Annotated in this window: 13 protein-coding genes; 2 read left to right on the plus strand and 11 right to left on the minus strand. The window is 62.8% G+C overall.

Annotation, left to right across the window (positions count from 1 at the left end; all coding sequences use genetic code 11):
- Positions 1-47: 47 nt before the first annotated feature.
- The 9 genes from ACQ3C8_RS11605 to ACQ3C8_RS11645 all read right to left on the minus strand — a co-directional run bounded on the left by ACQ3C8_RS11605 (position 48) and on the right by ACQ3C8_RS11645 (position 7113).
- The gene (locus ACQ3C8_RS11605; RefSeq protein ID WP_009523384.1) at positions 48-746 is read right to left on the minus strand and encodes an ABC transporter permease; all 699 of its coding nucleotides are present in this window, start codon (positions 744-746) and stop codon (positions 48-50) included.
- Between the two features lie 6 nt (positions 747-752).
- A complete protein-coding gene (gene panB / locus ACQ3C8_RS11610) occupies positions 753-1574 on the minus strand; it encodes a 3-methyl-2-oxobutanoate hydroxymethyltransferase (RefSeq protein ID WP_009523385.1) in 822 nt (273 codons plus the stop codon).
- A 64-nt stretch (positions 1575-1638) separates the two neighbouring features.
- Positions 1639-2283: a deoxynucleoside kinase gene (locus tag ACQ3C8_RS11615; protein ID WP_009523386.1), complete on the minus strand. Its 645-nt coding sequence runs from the start codon at positions 2281-2283 to the stop codon at positions 1639-1641.
- A gap of 4 nt (positions 2284-2287) precedes the next feature.
- On the minus strand, positions 2288-2644 hold the full coding sequence (locus ACQ3C8_RS11620; protein WP_009523387.1) for a DMT family protein: 357 nt from the start codon (positions 2642-2644) through the stop codon (positions 2288-2290).
- Entirely contained in the window at positions 2614-3135 is a 522-nt protein-coding gene (folK, locus tag ACQ3C8_RS11625) for a 2-amino-4-hydroxy-6-hydroxymethyldihydropteridine diphosphokinase (RefSeq protein WP_009523388.1), read from the minus strand. Before folK ends, ACQ3C8_RS11620 begins: the two co-directional genes overlap by 31 nt.
- The gene (pcnB, locus tag ACQ3C8_RS11630; RefSeq protein WP_009523389.1) at positions 3132-4595 is read right to left on the minus strand and encodes a polynucleotide adenylyltransferase PcnB; all 1464 of its coding nucleotides are present in this window, start codon (positions 4593-4595) and stop codon (positions 3132-3134) included. The genes folK and pcnB overlap by 4 nt, the downstream gene beginning before the upstream one ends.
- A 4-nt stretch (positions 4596-4599) precedes the next feature.
- The gene (locus ACQ3C8_RS11635; protein WP_009523390.1) at positions 4600-5274 is read right to left on the minus strand and encodes an HAD family hydrolase; all 675 of its coding nucleotides are present in this window, start codon (positions 5272-5274) and stop codon (positions 4600-4602) included.
- Between the two features lie 52 nt (positions 5275-5326).
- A complete protein-coding gene (gene hda, locus ACQ3C8_RS11640; RefSeq protein WP_009523391.1) occupies positions 5327-6046 on the minus strand; it encodes a DnaA regulatory inactivator Hda in 720 nt (239 codons plus the stop codon).
- Positions 6043-7113: an AI-2E family transporter gene (locus ACQ3C8_RS11645; RefSeq protein WP_009523392.1), complete on the minus strand. Its 1071-nt coding sequence runs from the start codon at positions 7111-7113 to the stop codon at positions 6043-6045. The genes hda and ACQ3C8_RS11645 overlap by 4 nt, the downstream gene beginning before the upstream one ends.
- A 257-nt stretch (positions 7114-7370) precedes the next feature.
- Here ACQ3C8_RS11645 and purM point away from each other — a divergent pair, with 257 nt between their 5' ends.
- Both purM and ACQ3C8_RS11655 read left to right on the plus strand, forming a co-directional pair.
- Positions 7371-8426, plus strand: a complete 1056-nt coding sequence (purM, locus tag ACQ3C8_RS11650) for a phosphoribosylformylglycinamidine cyclo-ligase (RefSeq protein ID WP_009523393.1) — start codon at positions 7371-7373, stop codon at positions 8424-8426.
- 235 nt (positions 8427-8661) lie between these two features.
- The gene (locus tag ACQ3C8_RS11655; protein WP_428851656.1) at positions 8662-10941 is read left to right on the plus strand and encodes an ankyrin repeat domain-containing protein; all 2280 of its coding nucleotides are present in this window, start codon (positions 8662-8664) and stop codon (positions 10939-10941) included.
- A 328-nt stretch (positions 10942-11269) separates the two neighbouring features.
- Here ACQ3C8_RS11655 and dnaJ read toward each other — a convergent pair whose 3' ends face one another.
- A complete protein-coding gene (gene dnaJ, locus ACQ3C8_RS11660) occupies positions 11270-12406 on the minus strand; it encodes a molecular chaperone DnaJ (protein WP_009523395.1) in 1137 nt (378 codons plus the stop codon).
- A gap of 252 nt (positions 12407-12658) precedes the next feature.
- Positions 12659-14665, minus strand: coding sequence for a molecular chaperone DnaK (dnaK, locus tag ACQ3C8_RS11665; RefSeq protein ID WP_428849679.1), 2007 nt, complete (start codon positions 14663-14665; stop codon positions 12659-12661).
- Between the last annotated feature and the right edge of the window lie 184 nt (positions 14666-14849).

Consider the following 14849-nt stretch of genomic DNA (forward strand, 5'->3'; position numbering starts at 1 on the left):
AAACGGGGGCTGCAAAGGAAGCTGCAAGGGCTGCTTCGGTCCGCCACTCATCGCCGAAATCCTCCCGCGCCCTGTAGCCAGGCCAAGATGACGTTGATGATGAGCGCCAGTGCCACCAGCACGATGCCGAGTGCAATGCCTTGCGCGAACTCGCCTTTGCTGGTTTCGAGGGCGATGGCGGTAGTGATGGTACGCGTGATGCCTTCGATGTTACCGCCGATCATCAGGGCCGAACCAACCTCGGCGATCACGCGCCCAAACCCGGCGACCACGGCCGCAAACAATCCAAAGCGCAGTTCGCGCAGAACGGTCCACATCGTGCCCAATCGTCCCGCGCCAAGCACGAGCGCCGTTTCGCGCAACCGCACGTCGGCGGCCTGCAGTGCAGCCAGCGAAAATGCAAGAACCACCGGAAACCCGATAGCTGCCTGTCCGAGAATCATGCCGCCCTGCGTGAACAGCAGCCCAAGCGGGCCGAGCGGACCCTGGCGTGACAGCAGCAGATAAAGGATCAGGCCCACCAGCACCGTGGGAAACGACAGGAAGGCCTGCGCAATCACCACCACCACGCGGCGGCCGGGAAAGTCGTGCGAGGCGATCAGATAGGCTAGCGGCACCGCCGGCAACGTGGCGAGCAGCAAGCCCAGCACGCCGACCTTAAGCGACACCCACACGATGAGCCAGAGATCGGGATCTCCGGCCAAGAGCAGGCGGAACGCTTCAGCGATGGCGCTGGAGATGTCCATGACGCATCAGGCGGAGAACGTATGTTCCGCCGCCGGGAAGCTGCCATCCTTGACAGCCTGCACATACGCGCGGACAGCGCCTTCGATGGAGCTCTGGCCGTCCATGAAATCCTTCACGAACTTGGCCTTGCGACCCGGGAAGATGCCGAGCATGTCGTGCAGCACCAGCACCTGCCCCGTACAGGCCGCGCTCGCGCCAATGCCGATGGTCGGGACGTGGAGCATGTTCGTGATCTCTGTCGCCAGCGCGGCAGGCACGGCTTCCATCAGCAACATCTGCGCGCCGGCATCCTGCAAGGCCAGGGCATCGGCCTTGAGCTGCTCCGCTGCGGCGTTCGACTTGCCCTGCACCTTGAAGCCGCCAAAGGCATGCACGGACTGCGGCGTCAGGCCGACGTGGGCGCACACCGGCACCGAACGCTCGACGAGGTAGCGCACCGTGTCGGCTACCCACGCGCCGCCTTCCACCTTGACCATCTGCGCGCCAGCCTGCATCAGCCGCACGGCGCAGTTGAACGCATGCTCCGGAGAGGCCAGCGTGCCGAACGACATGTCGGCCATGACCATCGCACTGTGGTTGCCACGCGCCACGCACTCGGTGTGATAAACCATGTGATCGAGCGTCACCGGCAGCGTGGTGGTCTGGCCCTGGAGCACGTTGCCGAGCGAATCGCCGATCAGCAGCACGTCGACGCCGCAGCGGTCGAGCAGCGCGGCAAAGCTGGCGTCGTAGCAGGTCAGCATGGCGATCTTCTCGCCTGCGTCGCGCATCGCCTGCAGCGCGGGAATGGTCACGGCTTTACGGGTAGGTTCTTGCAGGTAACTCATGATCGGAACTCATTGGCCGGAATAGTTGGTCGGAATAGCCGGCGGGTAAGCGGCAGAGCTGAACTTACGATGCCGCGAGATTGAGAAATTCCCGGCGGCCGCGCATGGCTTCGATACGCGCCAGCAGTAACTGGAAATCGGCATCGCGCTCGACGGGATTGAAATGGGTCGATTCGACGAGCAGCAAAGGCGCTTCGTCGTACCGGTGGAAGAGTTCGCCATAGGCGTCGCACACCCGTTCGAGATAGGCGATATCGACACTGGCCTCGTAAGCATGGCCGCGTTTGGCGAGGCGCGCCAGCAGATCAGCCGGTTTGGCCTGCAGGCCGATCACCAGGTCGACGCGCTGCGGTGCAACCGGCGCGGCATCGGCCATGGCGTGGTACAGCGCGGCCTCGTCCTCGGGCAACGTCAGGTTCGCGAACAGGCGGTCTTTCTGGAACAGAAAATCACCGACGAGCCGCTCGCCGCCCTGCACGCCAGCCTGCCATTGCTGCATCTGCAGACGGCGCTGGGCGAGAAAAGCCAGCTGGACCGGCAAGGCATAGCGCCCCGGGTCACGGTAGAAGCGTTCAAGGAAGGGATTGGCCTCGGGCTGCTCGAGCATCAGCCGGGCATGCAGATGCGGTGCCAGGCGCTGCGCCAGCGAGGTCTTGCCCACGGCAATGGGGCCTTCGACAACAATACGGCGCAGGTGATCGAGTGCCATCGGTTCAGCTTCTGAAAATAAAGTAGACCGCGCCGACCAGGCAAAGGCCAGCCCACAGGTAGTCCAGCTTGAGCGGTTCATGCATGTATAACACAGCAAACGGCACGAACACGCTCAGCGTGATCACTTCCTGCATGATCTTCAGTTGCGACAGCGACAGCCCGCCCGCATAGCCGATGCGGTTGGCCGGCACCTGGAACAGGTATTCGAGCAAGGCGATGCCCCAGCTGACGAGCGCCGCCACGTACCAGGGCTTGCTGGAAAGATTCTTGAGATGTCCGTACCAGGCCACTGTCATGAAGATGTTCGACAGGACCAGCAGACCTCCGGTCAGCGCGTAGGTGGGGATTGCGAGGGACATGGCGGACACTTGCAGGTGGAGACCTTCTCGATCCGTTGTCCGGCGACAGCCGGCAGATGATCGGCCACGCGCCCCTGGCCGGGGATCTCGAGATCCGGACACAGTTCGGCCAGCGGCACGAGTACGAAGGCTCGCTGGGTCATGCGCGGATGCGGCACGGTCAGCGTTTCGTCGTTGTGCTGGAGATCACCATACAGCAGCAGATCGAGATCGAGCGTGCGCGGTGCGTTGCGGAACGGCCGCTCGCGGCCGAACTGCTGTTCGATGTGCTGGCAGACACGCAGCAGCTGCTGCGCCGAGAACGTCGTCTCGACTGCCACGACGGCATTGAAATAATCATCGCCCTGCGCATCGACAGGCGCCGTGCGATATAGCGACGAGCGCGCCACGATCATGACACCCGCATGCTGCGCAATGCAGACCACCGCATCTTTCAGCGTCTGCCGCGCGTCGCCCAGGTTGGCGCCCAGGCCGATATACGCCAACGTCATTCCTTGCCCTCCGGTGCGTCGCTCCGGGAAGATACTGTATCCGATTTCGCGCCACCGCGCCGACGGCGCCGACGCTTGGGCGCGGGCGTGCTGCCCGCAGCTGGCGCGTGCTGGCGCACATCGGCCAGCAACTGGTCGCGTTCGGCCTCGCCGGCGTGCTGGAAGGATTCCCACCAGCTCGCCACTTCCTCCGGCAATTCACCCGAAGCGCAGCGCAGCGCGAGGAAGTCGTAGCCGGCGCGGAAACGCGGCGACTCCAGCAGGCGGAACGGCATCTTGCCGACGCGCCGCTCGAAGCGCGGCTGCATGCCCCAGATTTCTTTCATGTCTGCCACGAAGCGGCGCTGGATGGCCAGGCCGGTCTGGCGATGCAGCACATCATCCATGGCGAGATTGAGTGCCATCACCGGCGATTCGCCGCCGTCGCGCAGTGCCGTCCAGCGTTCCAGCACATGATGCCAGAGCAGGGCCGCGAACAGGAAACCCGGCGACACTGGCTTGCCGGCGCGCACGCGCGCATCTGTGTTGTCGAGCGCCAGTTGCACGAAGCGCTGGCCCATCGGCTGTTCCAGCGCCACGTCGAGCAGCGGCAGCAGGCCACGATGCAGGCCGGCCTTGCGCAGTTCCTGCAGCGAGGCCCAGGCGTGACCCGACAGCAGCAGCTTGAGCATCTCGTCGAACACGCGCGCGGTCGGCACGTTGTGGATCAGCGTCGCCAGCTCATTGATCGGGGCACGTGTGGCCTCGTCGATGGCAAAGCCGGTCTTGGCCGCAAAACGCACCACGCGCAGCATGCGTACCGGATCCTCACGGTAGCGCAACGTCGGATCACCGATCATGCGCAGCACGCGGGCTCGGATGTCCTTCATGCCGCCGTGGTAATCGTGCACGGTCTGCGCGGCCGGGTCGTAGTACATCGCGTTGATGGTGAAATCGCGCCGCGCCGCGTCCTCGGCCTGCGAGCCCCAGACGTTGTCGCGCAGCACGCGGCCGCTCGCGTCGGTGGCATGGGTGCGCGTATCGAGTTCATTGCGCTTGAGGCGGCGGTCGCTGGCGACCTGCTCGCTATCCGCGGCATCTACCATCGCACGGAAGGTGGAGACCTCAATGATCTCCTGCTCGCGTCCGCCGTAGAAAGTAACGTGCACGATCTGGAAGCGGCGGCCAATGATGCGCGAGCGGCGGAACAGCGCCTGCACCTGGTCCGGCGTGGCATTGGTGGCCACGTCGAAGTCCTTGGGCTTGATGCCAAGCAACAGGTCGCGCACGGCGCCGCCGACGATGAAAGCCTCGTAGCCTGCTTCCTGCAGGGTCGACGTCACCTTTACGGCATTCTTCGACAGCAGCGTGGGATCGATGCCATGTTCGGACACCGGCACGATATTGACCTTGCGCTTGCGGGGCGCGCCCGCGCGGGCCGCTGGTTTGCCCAGCAAACGGTTGATGAGTTTCTTGATCATGGTGTCAGAACAGATCCATGATGCGCCACCCGCGCTCTTCAGCGTGGTAACGCAGGCGCTCGTCCGGATTGGTGGCAACTGGCACGCTGACTTTTTCAAGCAGCGGGATGTCGTTGAACGAGTCGCTATAGAAGGTCGTGCTGCCGAACGACGACCAGTCGTGGCCGAGCGAGGCGAGCCACGCCTCGGTCCGCGCGATCTTGCCCTCGCGGAAGCTGGGAATACCCGACACCGCGCCGTTGAACATGCTGTCCGGATGGCCATCGACGGTCGCCGGCTCGGTGGCGATCAGGTGTGGAATGCCGAAGGCCTGCACGATGGGTCGGGTGACAAAGCTATTGGTGGCGGTGACCACGCCGCACAGATCGCCGGCGTCGAGATGCGACTGCACCAGAGTACGCGCCTGTGGTGTGATCACCGGCACGATCACCGTGCGCATGAACTCCGCGTGCCAGCGTGCCAGCTCCTCGCGCGGCCGCTGCGCCAGCGGCGCCAGGGCGAAGCGGAGGAACTTGTCGTTGTCGAGTGTGCCGGCCTTGTAGTCGGCATAGAAGCGATCGTTCTCGCGCTGATACTCCTCGGCATCGACAATGCCAAGGCCGACCAGGAAGCGCCCCCATTCATGGTCGCTGTCGGTCGGGATCAGGGTGTGGTCGAGGTCAAATAAAGCCAGATTCATGGAGCGCGATTCTACCTGATAGGAGCAAAGGAGGTCGGACAGCGGCAGCCCGTTAGCCCTGCATCTCCGCCAGCATTTCACGCACCAGCGGCAGCGTCACGGCACGCTTGCGCTCCAGCGAATAGGTGTCGAGCGCATCGAGCAGCGCCATGAGGCTCGGCATGTCGCGGTAATAGTGGGTCACGAGCCACTGCGGGACCTCCGGCGACAGCTGCAGGCCGCGCTCGCGGGCCGCCTGGGTCAGCGCGGCCATCTTGTCGGTGTCGGACAGCGGATGCAACTGGTACACCAGCCCCCAGCCCAGCCGAGTACGCAGGTCCTCGCGCACCCCCGTGGCCAGCGGCGCGGCGGCGCCGGCGCTGATAATGGCGCTGCGCGTATGGGCACGGACCTCATTGATCAGATTAAAGACAGCAATCTGCTGGGCCGGGTTCATGCTGTCCACGTCATCCACCGTATACAAGGTAAGGGCCGGATCGAAGGCGAACGCCTGCAGTGCGTGATGCGGCGTCAGCGCCAGACAGCCCAGGCCATGCCTTGCCGCGGCATCGCAGACTGCATGCAGCAGGTGCGACCTGCCGCTGCCAGGCTCGCCCCACAGGTAGATCAGACGGTCGCCCGCCTGCTCGTTGTGCACCGCCTCCGGCAGGCCACGCAGCCGAACGACCGCCTCGCGGTTGGCATCGGCGTAGAAATTGTCGAACGTGGGCGGCGGCGGGCCGCCGAGATCGAGAGGAAGTTGCTTTGCGCGCACAGCAGAGGGCCTGGTCATTTCCGGTAGAGATCGCTCGCCAGATAAGCCTGCTTCACCCGACGCGCCGCCACCAGCAGGATGGCGCAGGTGGGCAGGGCCAGCAGGATACCGAAAAAGCCGAAGAACTGCCCAAACGCCAGCAAGGCGAAAATCACCACCAGCGGGTGCAGGCCGATACGCTCGCCCACCAGCCGCGGCGTGAGGTAGAAACTCTCCACGAACTGGCCCAGGCCATAGACCACGGCGACCGCGGCCAGCCCGTACCAGTCGCCGAACTGCAGGACGGCTGCCACCAGCGCCATGATGAGGCCCAGTGCAAACCCAATGTAGGGAATGAAGACGGCAAGCCCGGTAAACACGCCCACCGGAATGGCAATGTCAAAGCCGGCGATCGCTAGCCCGGCCGAATAGAACACCGCCAGGATGATCATCACCAGCAATTGCCCGCGCAGGTACTGCGACAGCAGTTCGTCGGTCTCGCGCATCAGCGACTGCGTGGTGTCCACCCAGCGGCGCGGTACGAAGCCTTCGAGCCGGCGCACCAGCATGTTCCAGTCCATCAGCAGGTAGAACATCAGGATCGGCACGATGAACAAGATGCCGATGGCGCTGAGCGCCGCCGAGCCGGAAGTTTTCAGGTAGCCGAACAGTGTGCCGAGGATTTCGTCCGGGCTGGACGCCAGATGCTCGGTCAGGAAGCTGCGCAGCCCCGCGAAATCGAACGTCACGCGGATACCCAGCTCGTTCAGCAACGGCGCGACCACGGCATTGACCTTGTCCACGAGCCCGGGCAGCTGCTCACGCAGCAACGGCACCTCGCGCTGCACCACGATAACCAGCAGCAGCACCATCAGCACCATGACCAGCATCAACAGCAAGAGCATCAGTGTCACACCGAGCGCGCGCGGTACCCGCTTGCGGTAGAGCCACTCCACGCCGGGATTGAGGATATAGGCCAGGATGAACGCCAGCAGGAATGGCGTGAGAATCGACGACAAGGCACTGAACAGCCATAGCAGGCCGACCGTGAGCGCTAGCCACAGGGCGATGCGCTTGACTTCCGGCGTCAGGACAGGAGCATTCATGAAGTGCTTGCAGTAAGGTTCAGAGGCGGCTGGGGAGCCATCGGAAAGCCATCCGGCGTTCAGGCGACGCCCGCATCCCCACGGGATTCCGCATCCTGGCGGCCAAATTGGGGAGGAATGGTCCCAAATCCGTTAAAATCCCGATTCTACTGGACATGCCGGGTCTGGCCGCATTTCCCGTCGCCCACTGCACATTGGCGGCGGAACCGCGCCCAGCTGGCGGTTCCTCGCATTCACTCACCAATCCGTAGGTTTTCATGAGCGCTTCCCATACCCCGCAAGGCACGACCGGCCTCTCTTACCGTGATGCCGGCGTCGATATCGAAGCCGGCGATGCGCTGGTCGATGCGATCAAGCCCTTTGCCAAACGTACCATGCGCGAAGGCGTGCTCGGCGGCATCGGCGGATTCGGCGCCCTGTTCGAGATTTCCAAGAAGTACAAGGAACCGGTGCTGGTGTCCGGCACCGACGGCGTCGGCACCAAGCTGCGCCTCGCCTTCGAACTGAACCGCCACGACACGGTCGGCCAGGACCTGGTCGCCATGAGCGTCAACGACATCCTCGTGCAAGGCGCCGAGCCGCTGTTCTTCCTCGACTACTTTGCCTGCGGCAAGCTCGATGTGCAGACCGCTGCTACCGTCGTGAAAGGTATTGCCCACGGTTGTGAACTGGCCGGCTGCGCGCTGATCGGCGGCGAAACCGCCGAAATGCCGAGCATGTATCCGGAAGGCGAATACGACCTGGCCGGCTTCGCCGTCGGCGCGGTGGAAAAGAGCAAGATCATCGACGGCACCACCATCGCGGCTGGCGACGTGGTGCTCGGCCTGGCCTCGAGCGGCGCGCACTCCAACGGCTACTCGCTGGTGCGCAAGATCATCGAAGTGAGCCAGCCCGACCTGAATGCCGACTTCCACGGCCAGCGCCTGCAGGATGCCCTGATGGCACCCACGCGCATCTACGTCAAGCCGCTACTCGCACTGATCGAGACCGGCATGGTCAAAGGCATGGCCCACATCACCGGCGGCGGTCTCGTGGAAAACGTGCCGCGCGTGTTGCAGGACAATGTCACCGCCATCCTGCACAAGGATGCCTGGACCATGCCGCCGCTGTTCACCTGGCTCCAGCAAAACGGCGGCGTAGCCGACGCCGAGATGCACCGCGTGTTCAACTGCGGCATCGGCATGGTGGTGGTCGTGTCGAAGGACAACGCCGCCGCAGCGATGCAGCAGCTGCAGGCCGCCGGCGAAACCGTCTGGCAGATCGGCGAGATCCGGGCACGCGTGGGGGATGAGGCGCAGACGCAGGTGGTTTGAGCGGCGCCCCAACCATGTCCCCTGCGACGCCGGGCGGGACCGACGTCCGCCTGGCGGGCGGCTCGGCCCAGCGTCAAGCGCTGCGCATGGTCAGACAGTCGAGCCGACCCCCATCGCCCGGCCCCATCACAACTGTAAAATAAGATAAACGCCGCCTGATTTGGCACTCGTTTTCTGGCGCCGTGTTCGGATCGGCGTTAACGTGCGGGCATCTCCAACATGCCCGCCAACGATCATGCCCGGACCGGTTGCCTTAAAAACATTCCGCGACGCCTCCACTCAAACGACACCAGAAACCACAACGGAAACGACATCGCCGCCCCGCGACCCGGCGGCAGCCGTTTTCGATAATCCGCTCCTGACCCGCAAGATCGGCCGCCGTGCCATGCGGGCCCTGCCAAGCGCCAGCGCAATGCCAACCAGTGCATGGCATCTGGAGAAAGCACGGACGACAGCGGCGCTGGGCAGTATCAACCAGACGTTCCGGGGCACCGTTCCCAGTTATACGCTTCTGGCCTTGGAAGCACTGGAACATGGCAGGGTGACACTGGAAAGCCTGTTTTCGGAGTTTCATCTACGACTGGCTCGTGCTTATCTGCCGGCAGCCTATCCCGCACACACTGGCCAACGCGAAGTCTTGTCGGCGCAACTCATCAACGGCCTGCTCGCACGCAGGGTCGTCGAGGCGCGGAGCAAAGAGATACGTCGCCAGGTCAAGCACGCGGTACAGTGCTTCCTGAATGCGGTCTACGACACACCTCCCTCTCCACGAACGTTTGCGGCGCGGGCGCAAGACAGTGCACTCTCCCGGTGCATCGAGCTGGCAAACGCGATCCTCCAGTTCACGCATGCCTTCTTTTGCTACCTCGCAGAGGGGGATCACCATCTAGGCAAGCTCGATGACCTCGCCCAGCGTTTTACCCTGAACGTTCCCAGCACCGATTCCTTCTGGTACGACAAGCTCATGCTCAACGCGGCGCAGTCAGGCGCCTGGAGAAGTGTGCAGCTACTGCTGGAACATAAACGCTCACAAGCTGGCGCACTGGCCTGCACGTATCTCAGCGATTTCTCACTAGCTGAACATCCGCTTCTGGCAATGACCCAACGGATCCGCGATGACTCTGAACAGGAAACTGGCTTGCTGCATATCGCTGCAAGGCAGGGGGATGTCGGCATGCTCGACTATCTGCATGGCAAGTTGCAGGCTGCCCGCGTCTCCATCGACTACGAAGAACGCGATGAACGGACCGCGCTGTTCTGTGCGGTGGACGCGGATCAGCCGGATGCCTTCAATTGCTTGATAAAACATGGTGCATCCCCGCATGCCTGCGATGCCGCGCAGACAACGCTGATGCATATCACGAGAAGCCCTGCGATCGCCTTGGCACTCATCGAAGCCAAGGTGGATATGAACGCATGCGATCAGCAAGGCCGGCGGCCACTGCACACCCAACGCTCCCCGGAGATCGTGCGGATGCTGATCGGAGCAGAAGCCAATGTGAATGCCATGGATGATGACCAGAACCGGCCTTTGCATCTGCAGACCGATCCGGCAATCGTGCGAATGCTGATCAACGCAAAAGCAGAAGTCAACGCGCGCAACAACCTTCAGCGCACGCCATTGCATTGTGTGAACAATGCTGATGCCGTGGACGCTCTCATTGCAGCGGATCCTCGCGCGGATGTGAATGCCGAAGATGCCAAGGGCAATCGTCCCCTGCATGTTCAGCGACACCCGGCCGTCGTGCGTGCGCTGATCAACGCAGGCGCGGCAGTCAACGCCACGAACGCCGACGGCGAGACGCCCCTGCATCTAGCCACTCATCCAGAAGCCGCCCGGCTATTGCTTGAAGCAGATGCCGCAGTCGATGCACTCGACCGGCACCGTGAATCCCCTCTATTCAGCGCGTGCGATCCGGGAATCATCACACTACTCGTAGCGCAAGGGGCAGATATCGGCATTATCAACAGCAGCGGTAGAAGCTTGCTGGACGCATGGCTCACCCCCCAGACCGGTCCGAGACGCCTCGCACATCTCGATTTCATCCAAGCACTGCACGATGCATGCGACACCCCGGAGCGCGCCGAACGCTTCCAACAGTTGATCCATCGACGCGGAGAGCATGACGAAACATCGTTGCACCGTTATCTACGGCTCTACAGCGAACAGTTGAATGCAACCTTGTGCGAGTACGCCGATCTCGATTTCCGTACGCTGGATCGACGAATCGAGGCGGTACGGCTCTTCAAGGCATGGGGGGCCGACCTGGAGATACGCAACATCCAAGGAGAATCTGCACACGATCATGTCGTGCGCCAACAGGCCGTCATGAGCAGCTGGCTTAGCGACTTCGCCCGCATGCCGGCGCCGCTTCAGGCCCGGTGCCTGACGAACTACCTGCCCTGGAAAGCGCGCATCGATACGCTGGAAGAGCTCTTGCGTCCCTCTACGCCACCAGCCCCTCAGATGGCGGCATCCGGCAAACGCAAGCGGGACGAGATCGACCAGCCCTGAAAATATGGAGACGCGTGGCGAGAACGCCGCGCACCTATCTGAATCCATCGACGTGCGAGTGCCCCGGCGGCGGAGTATCGCGCATCAGGCGCACTACGCAACCGATCACGCATGGACCCGGCACATGGACACGTTCGAAAAAAAATGCTCAGGCCGGGGCCTTACGGAGTAACGCGGGCGTTGCGGCAGGCAAACGCAAACGGGCAGATCTCAACGCTCGGCCCGATATGCGACGAGAGGAACAGAACAGGCACTGCAGAGCGTCCCGCCATATGACGGCATAGCAGAGAGGCCAGCGCAACACTATTGCGCCGGCCATGGGCATGCATCAACTGAAGAACTTCTTCACCTTGTCCAGCCACGACTGTTCCTGCGGCGAGTGACGCGAGCCGCCGGCGTGCACCGAGGTATCGAACTGGCGCAACAGGTTCTTCTGTTCTTCGGTCAGCTTGACCGGCGTCTCAACGACGACGTGCACGTAGAGGTCCCCCGGATAACCCGATCGCACACCCTTGATACCCTTGCCGCGCAGGCGAAAGGTTTTGCCGCCCTGCGTGCCTTCGGGCACCGAGAAGCTGGCCTTGCCGCCGAGCGTGGGGACTTCGATCTCGCCGCCCAGCGCCGCCGTGGCAAACGAGATCGGCATCTGGCAATGCAGGTCGTCGCCATCGCGTTCGAACACTGGATGCGGCTTGATGTGGACTTCAACGTACAGGTCGCCCGGCGGCCCGCCGTTGATGCCCGGCTCGCCGTTGCCGGTCGAGCGAATGCGCATGCCTTCGTCGATGCCTGCCGGCACCTTCACTTCGAGCGTCTTCTGCGACTTCAGCTTGCCCTGGCCATGGCACTTGGTACACGGCTTGGGAATGAACTTGCCGGTGCCGTGGCACTTCGGGCAGGTCTGCTGCATCGTGAAGAAACCCTGGGCGACACGCACCTGGCCCACGCCATTACAGGTCGGGCAGGTTTCCACCGAGGAACCGGGCTCCGCGCCATTGCCGTGGCAATGATCGCATTCGTCCCAGTGCGGCACGCGGATCTGCGTGTCGTAGCCGTTGGCAGCCTGCTCGAGGCTGATCTCCATGCTGTAGCGCAGATCGGCGCCGCGGTAGACTTGCGGGCCGCCCCGGCGGCCGCCGCCGGCGCCGCCCTGGCCAAAAATGTCGCCAAAGATGTCGCCAAAAGCATCCGCGAAACCGCCGAAGCCCTGCCCGCCGCCAAAGCCGCCGGCCATATTCGGGTCGACACCGGCATGGCCATACTGATCATAGGCCGCGCGCTTTTCAGGCTCGGACAGGATCTCGTAGGCCTCCTTGGCCTCCTTGAATTTGTCCTCGGCTTCCTTGCTGTCCGGGTTGCGGTCCGGGTGGTACTTCATCGCGAGCTTGCGATACGCCTTCTTGATCTCGTCGTCGCTGGCGTTCTTGCCCACCCCGAGCACTTCGTAGAAATCACGTTTTGCCATGGTGGCTCATCTATCCATGTCGCTCATTAAAAAACCAAGGGACGCTATCAGAATGAAGCGAAGCGGTCCTGGCCAGGCGCGTGGCCGCAGACAGTACACGGAGTACGGCAAGGCCACGCAACGACGCCAGAATCATTTTGATAGCGTCTCTAACAAAAAGCCGAGCGGTGAATTGCAATGCGTCTACATTGCGCCTCATCGCCCGGCATGGCGCGGGATGGCCAAGAGTGATAGCCATCGCCGCGGACCGATTTACTTCTTGTCGGTCACGTCCTTGAATTCCGCATCGACGACATTGTCGTCCTGCGGCTGGCCCTGACCGGCGCTTGCGCCACCCGCGGCACCACCTGCGGCACCTGCCGCGCCGGCTTGCGCCTGCATGTCGGCGTAGACTTTTTCGCCCAGCGTCTGCGCTGCCGTGCTGAGGGCTTCGATCTTGGCTTCGATGTCGGCCTTGTCACCACCGCGGACGGCGTCTTCCAGTTCCTTGGCAGCGGCTTCGATCTTCTCCTTCTCGCCGGCCTCGAGCTTGTCGCCATGCTCGGTCAGCGCCTTGCGTGTCGAGTGGACCAGCGCGTCAGCCTGGTTGCGGGCATCGGCCAGCTCACGCAGCTTGCGGTCCTCCTCGGCATTCGCCTCGGCATCCTTCACCATGCGCTGGATCTCTTCTTCCGACAGACCCGAGTTTGCCTTGATGGTGATCTTGTTTTCCTTGCCGGTGGCCTTGTCCTTGGCACCGACGTGCAGGATGCCGTTGGCGTCGATGTCGAAGGTCACCTCGATCTGCGGCGTGCCGCGTGCGGCCGGCGCGATACCTTCCAGGTTGAACTCACCCAGACTCTTGTTGGCCGAAGCCATTTCGCGCTCGCCCTGGTACACCTTGATGGTCACGGCCGGCTGGTTGTCCTCGGCGGTCGAGAAGACCTGCGAGTGCTTGGTCGGGATCGTGGTGTTCTTGGCGATCATCTTGGTCATCACGCCGCCGAGTGTTTCAATGCCCAGCGACAGCGGCGTCACGTCAAGCAGCAGCACGTCGGTCCGGTCGCCCGAGAGCACCGAGCCCTGAATCGCGGCGCCCACGGCAACAGCTTCATCCGGGTTCACGTCCTTGCGCGGTTCCCGGCCAAAGAATTCCTTGACCTTCTCCTGCACCTTGGGCATGCGCGTCATACCGCCGACCAGGATCACGTCGTCGATGTCGCTGACCTTGACGCCGGCGTCCTTGATGGCCGTGCGGCACGGTTCGATGGTACGTTCGATCAGTTCGTCGACCAGCGATTCCAGCTTGGCGCGCGTCATCTTCAGGTTCAAGTGCTTCGGACCCGAGGCATCGGCCGTGATGTACGGCAGGTTGATGTCGGTCGCAGCAGACGACGACAGCTCGATCTTGGCCTTTTCGGCAGCTTCCTTGAGGCGCTGCAGGGCGAGCACGTCCTTGGACAGGTCGACACCCTGGTCCTTCTTGAATTCGCCGATGATGTAATCGATCACGCGCTGGTCGAAATCCTCGCCACCGAGGAAGGTGTCGCCGTTGGTCGACAGCACTTCGAACTGCTTTTCGCCATCCACGTCGGCGATTTCGATGATCGACACGTCGAAGGTACCGCCGCCGAGGTCATACACGGCGATCTTGCGGTCACCCTTTTCGTTCTTGTCCATGCCAAAGGCCAGCGCAGCCGCGGTCGGCTCGTTGATGATGCGCTTGACTTCGAGGCCGGCGATGCGGCCGGCGTCCTTGGTGGCCTGGCGCTGGGCATCGTTGAAGTAGGCCGGCACCGTGATCACGGCTTCCGTGACCGGCTCGCCGAGGTAGTCCTCGGCCGTCTTCTTCATCTTGCGCAGCGTTTCGGCGGACACCTGCTGGGCCGCGAGCTTCTGGTCGCGCACCTGCACCCAGGCATCGCCATTGTCGGCCTTGACGATCTTGTAGGGCATCAGGCCGATGTCTTTCTGTACTTCCTTCTCGTCGAACTTGCGGCCGATAAGGCGCTTCACGGCGAACAGGGTGTTGTGCGGGTTGGTGACGGCCTGGCGCTTGGCCGGCGCGCCCACCAGGATCTCGCCGTCTTCCATGTAGGCGATGATGGAGGGGGTGGTGCGGGCACCCTCGGCGTTTTCGATCACTTTGGGCGTTTTGCCTTCCATGACCGCAACGCAGCTGTTCGTGGTACCCAGGTCGATACCGATGATCTTGCCCATGTGATGTGCTCCTGAATCTTTGTTCGGAAATGTTGCAAAAAATTGGTCTGGACTGGAAATGTGGCCGGGCAAACCGCTTTTCAAGGGCTTTCTCGCGAAAAAAGGGCCTTTTTTGCAGGCTCACCCGCAAAATCTTCGCTTTCCTGGAGGAAGGCGGCACCCCGGACGGGGAAAAGTCCGTGCTAGGCTCTAGCCATCTTTATCAATCTGTTAAATAAGTGGTACATAAACCACTTAAGACAGC

The organism is Imbroritus primus (assembly GCF_964332355.1).
In the GTDB taxonomy this organism is placed as follows: Bacteria; Pseudomonadota; Gammaproteobacteria; order Burkholderiales; family Burkholderiaceae; genus Imbroritus; species Imbroritus primus.

Bases quoted from the DNA above. Each gene is read 5' to 3' on its own strand.
- folK (WP_009523388.1), bottom strand. From the start codon at position 3,135: ATGACGTTGGCGTATATCGGCCTGGGCGCCAACCTGGGCGACGCGCGG.
- pcnB (WP_009523389.1), bottom strand. From the start codon at position 4,595: ATGATCAAGAAACTCATCAACCGTTTGCTGGGCAAACCAGCGGCCCGC.
- ACQ3C8_RS11635 (WP_009523390.1), bottom strand. From the start codon at position 5,274: ATGAATCTGGCTTTATTTGACCTCGACCACACCCTGATCCCGACCGAC.
- panB (WP_009523385.1), bottom strand. From the start codon at position 1,574: ATGAGTTACCTGCAAGAACCTACCCGTAAAGCCGTGACCATTCCCGCG.
- ACQ3C8_RS11645 (WP_009523392.1), bottom strand. From the start codon at position 7,113: ATGAATGCTCCTGTCCTGACGCCGGAAGTCAAGCGCATCGCCCTGTGG.
- purM (WP_009523393.1), top strand. From the start codon at position 7,371: ATGAGCGCTTCCCATACCCCGCAAGGCACGACCGGCCTCTCTTACCGT.
- ACQ3C8_RS11620 (WP_009523387.1), bottom strand. From the start codon at position 2,644: ATGTCCCTCGCAATCCCCACCTACGCGCTGACCGGAGGTCTGCTGGTC.
- ACQ3C8_RS11605 (WP_009523384.1), bottom strand. From the start codon at position 746: ATGGACATCTCCAGCGCCATCGCTGAAGCGTTCCGCCTGCTCTTGGCC.
- hda (WP_009523391.1), bottom strand. From the start codon at position 6,046: ATGACCAGGCCCTCTGCTGTGCGCGCAAAGCAACTTCCTCTCGATCTC.
- dnaJ (WP_009523395.1), bottom strand. From the start codon at position 12,406: ATGGCAAAACGTGATTTCTACGAAGTGCTCGGGGTGGGCAAGAACGCC.
- ACQ3C8_RS11655 (WP_428851656.1), top strand. From the start codon at position 8,662: ATGCCCGGACCGGTTGCCTTAAAAACATTCCGCGACGCCTCCACTCAA.
- ACQ3C8_RS11615 (WP_009523386.1), bottom strand. From the start codon at position 2,283: ATGGCACTCGATCACCTGCGCCGTATTGTTGTCGAAGGCCCCATTGCC.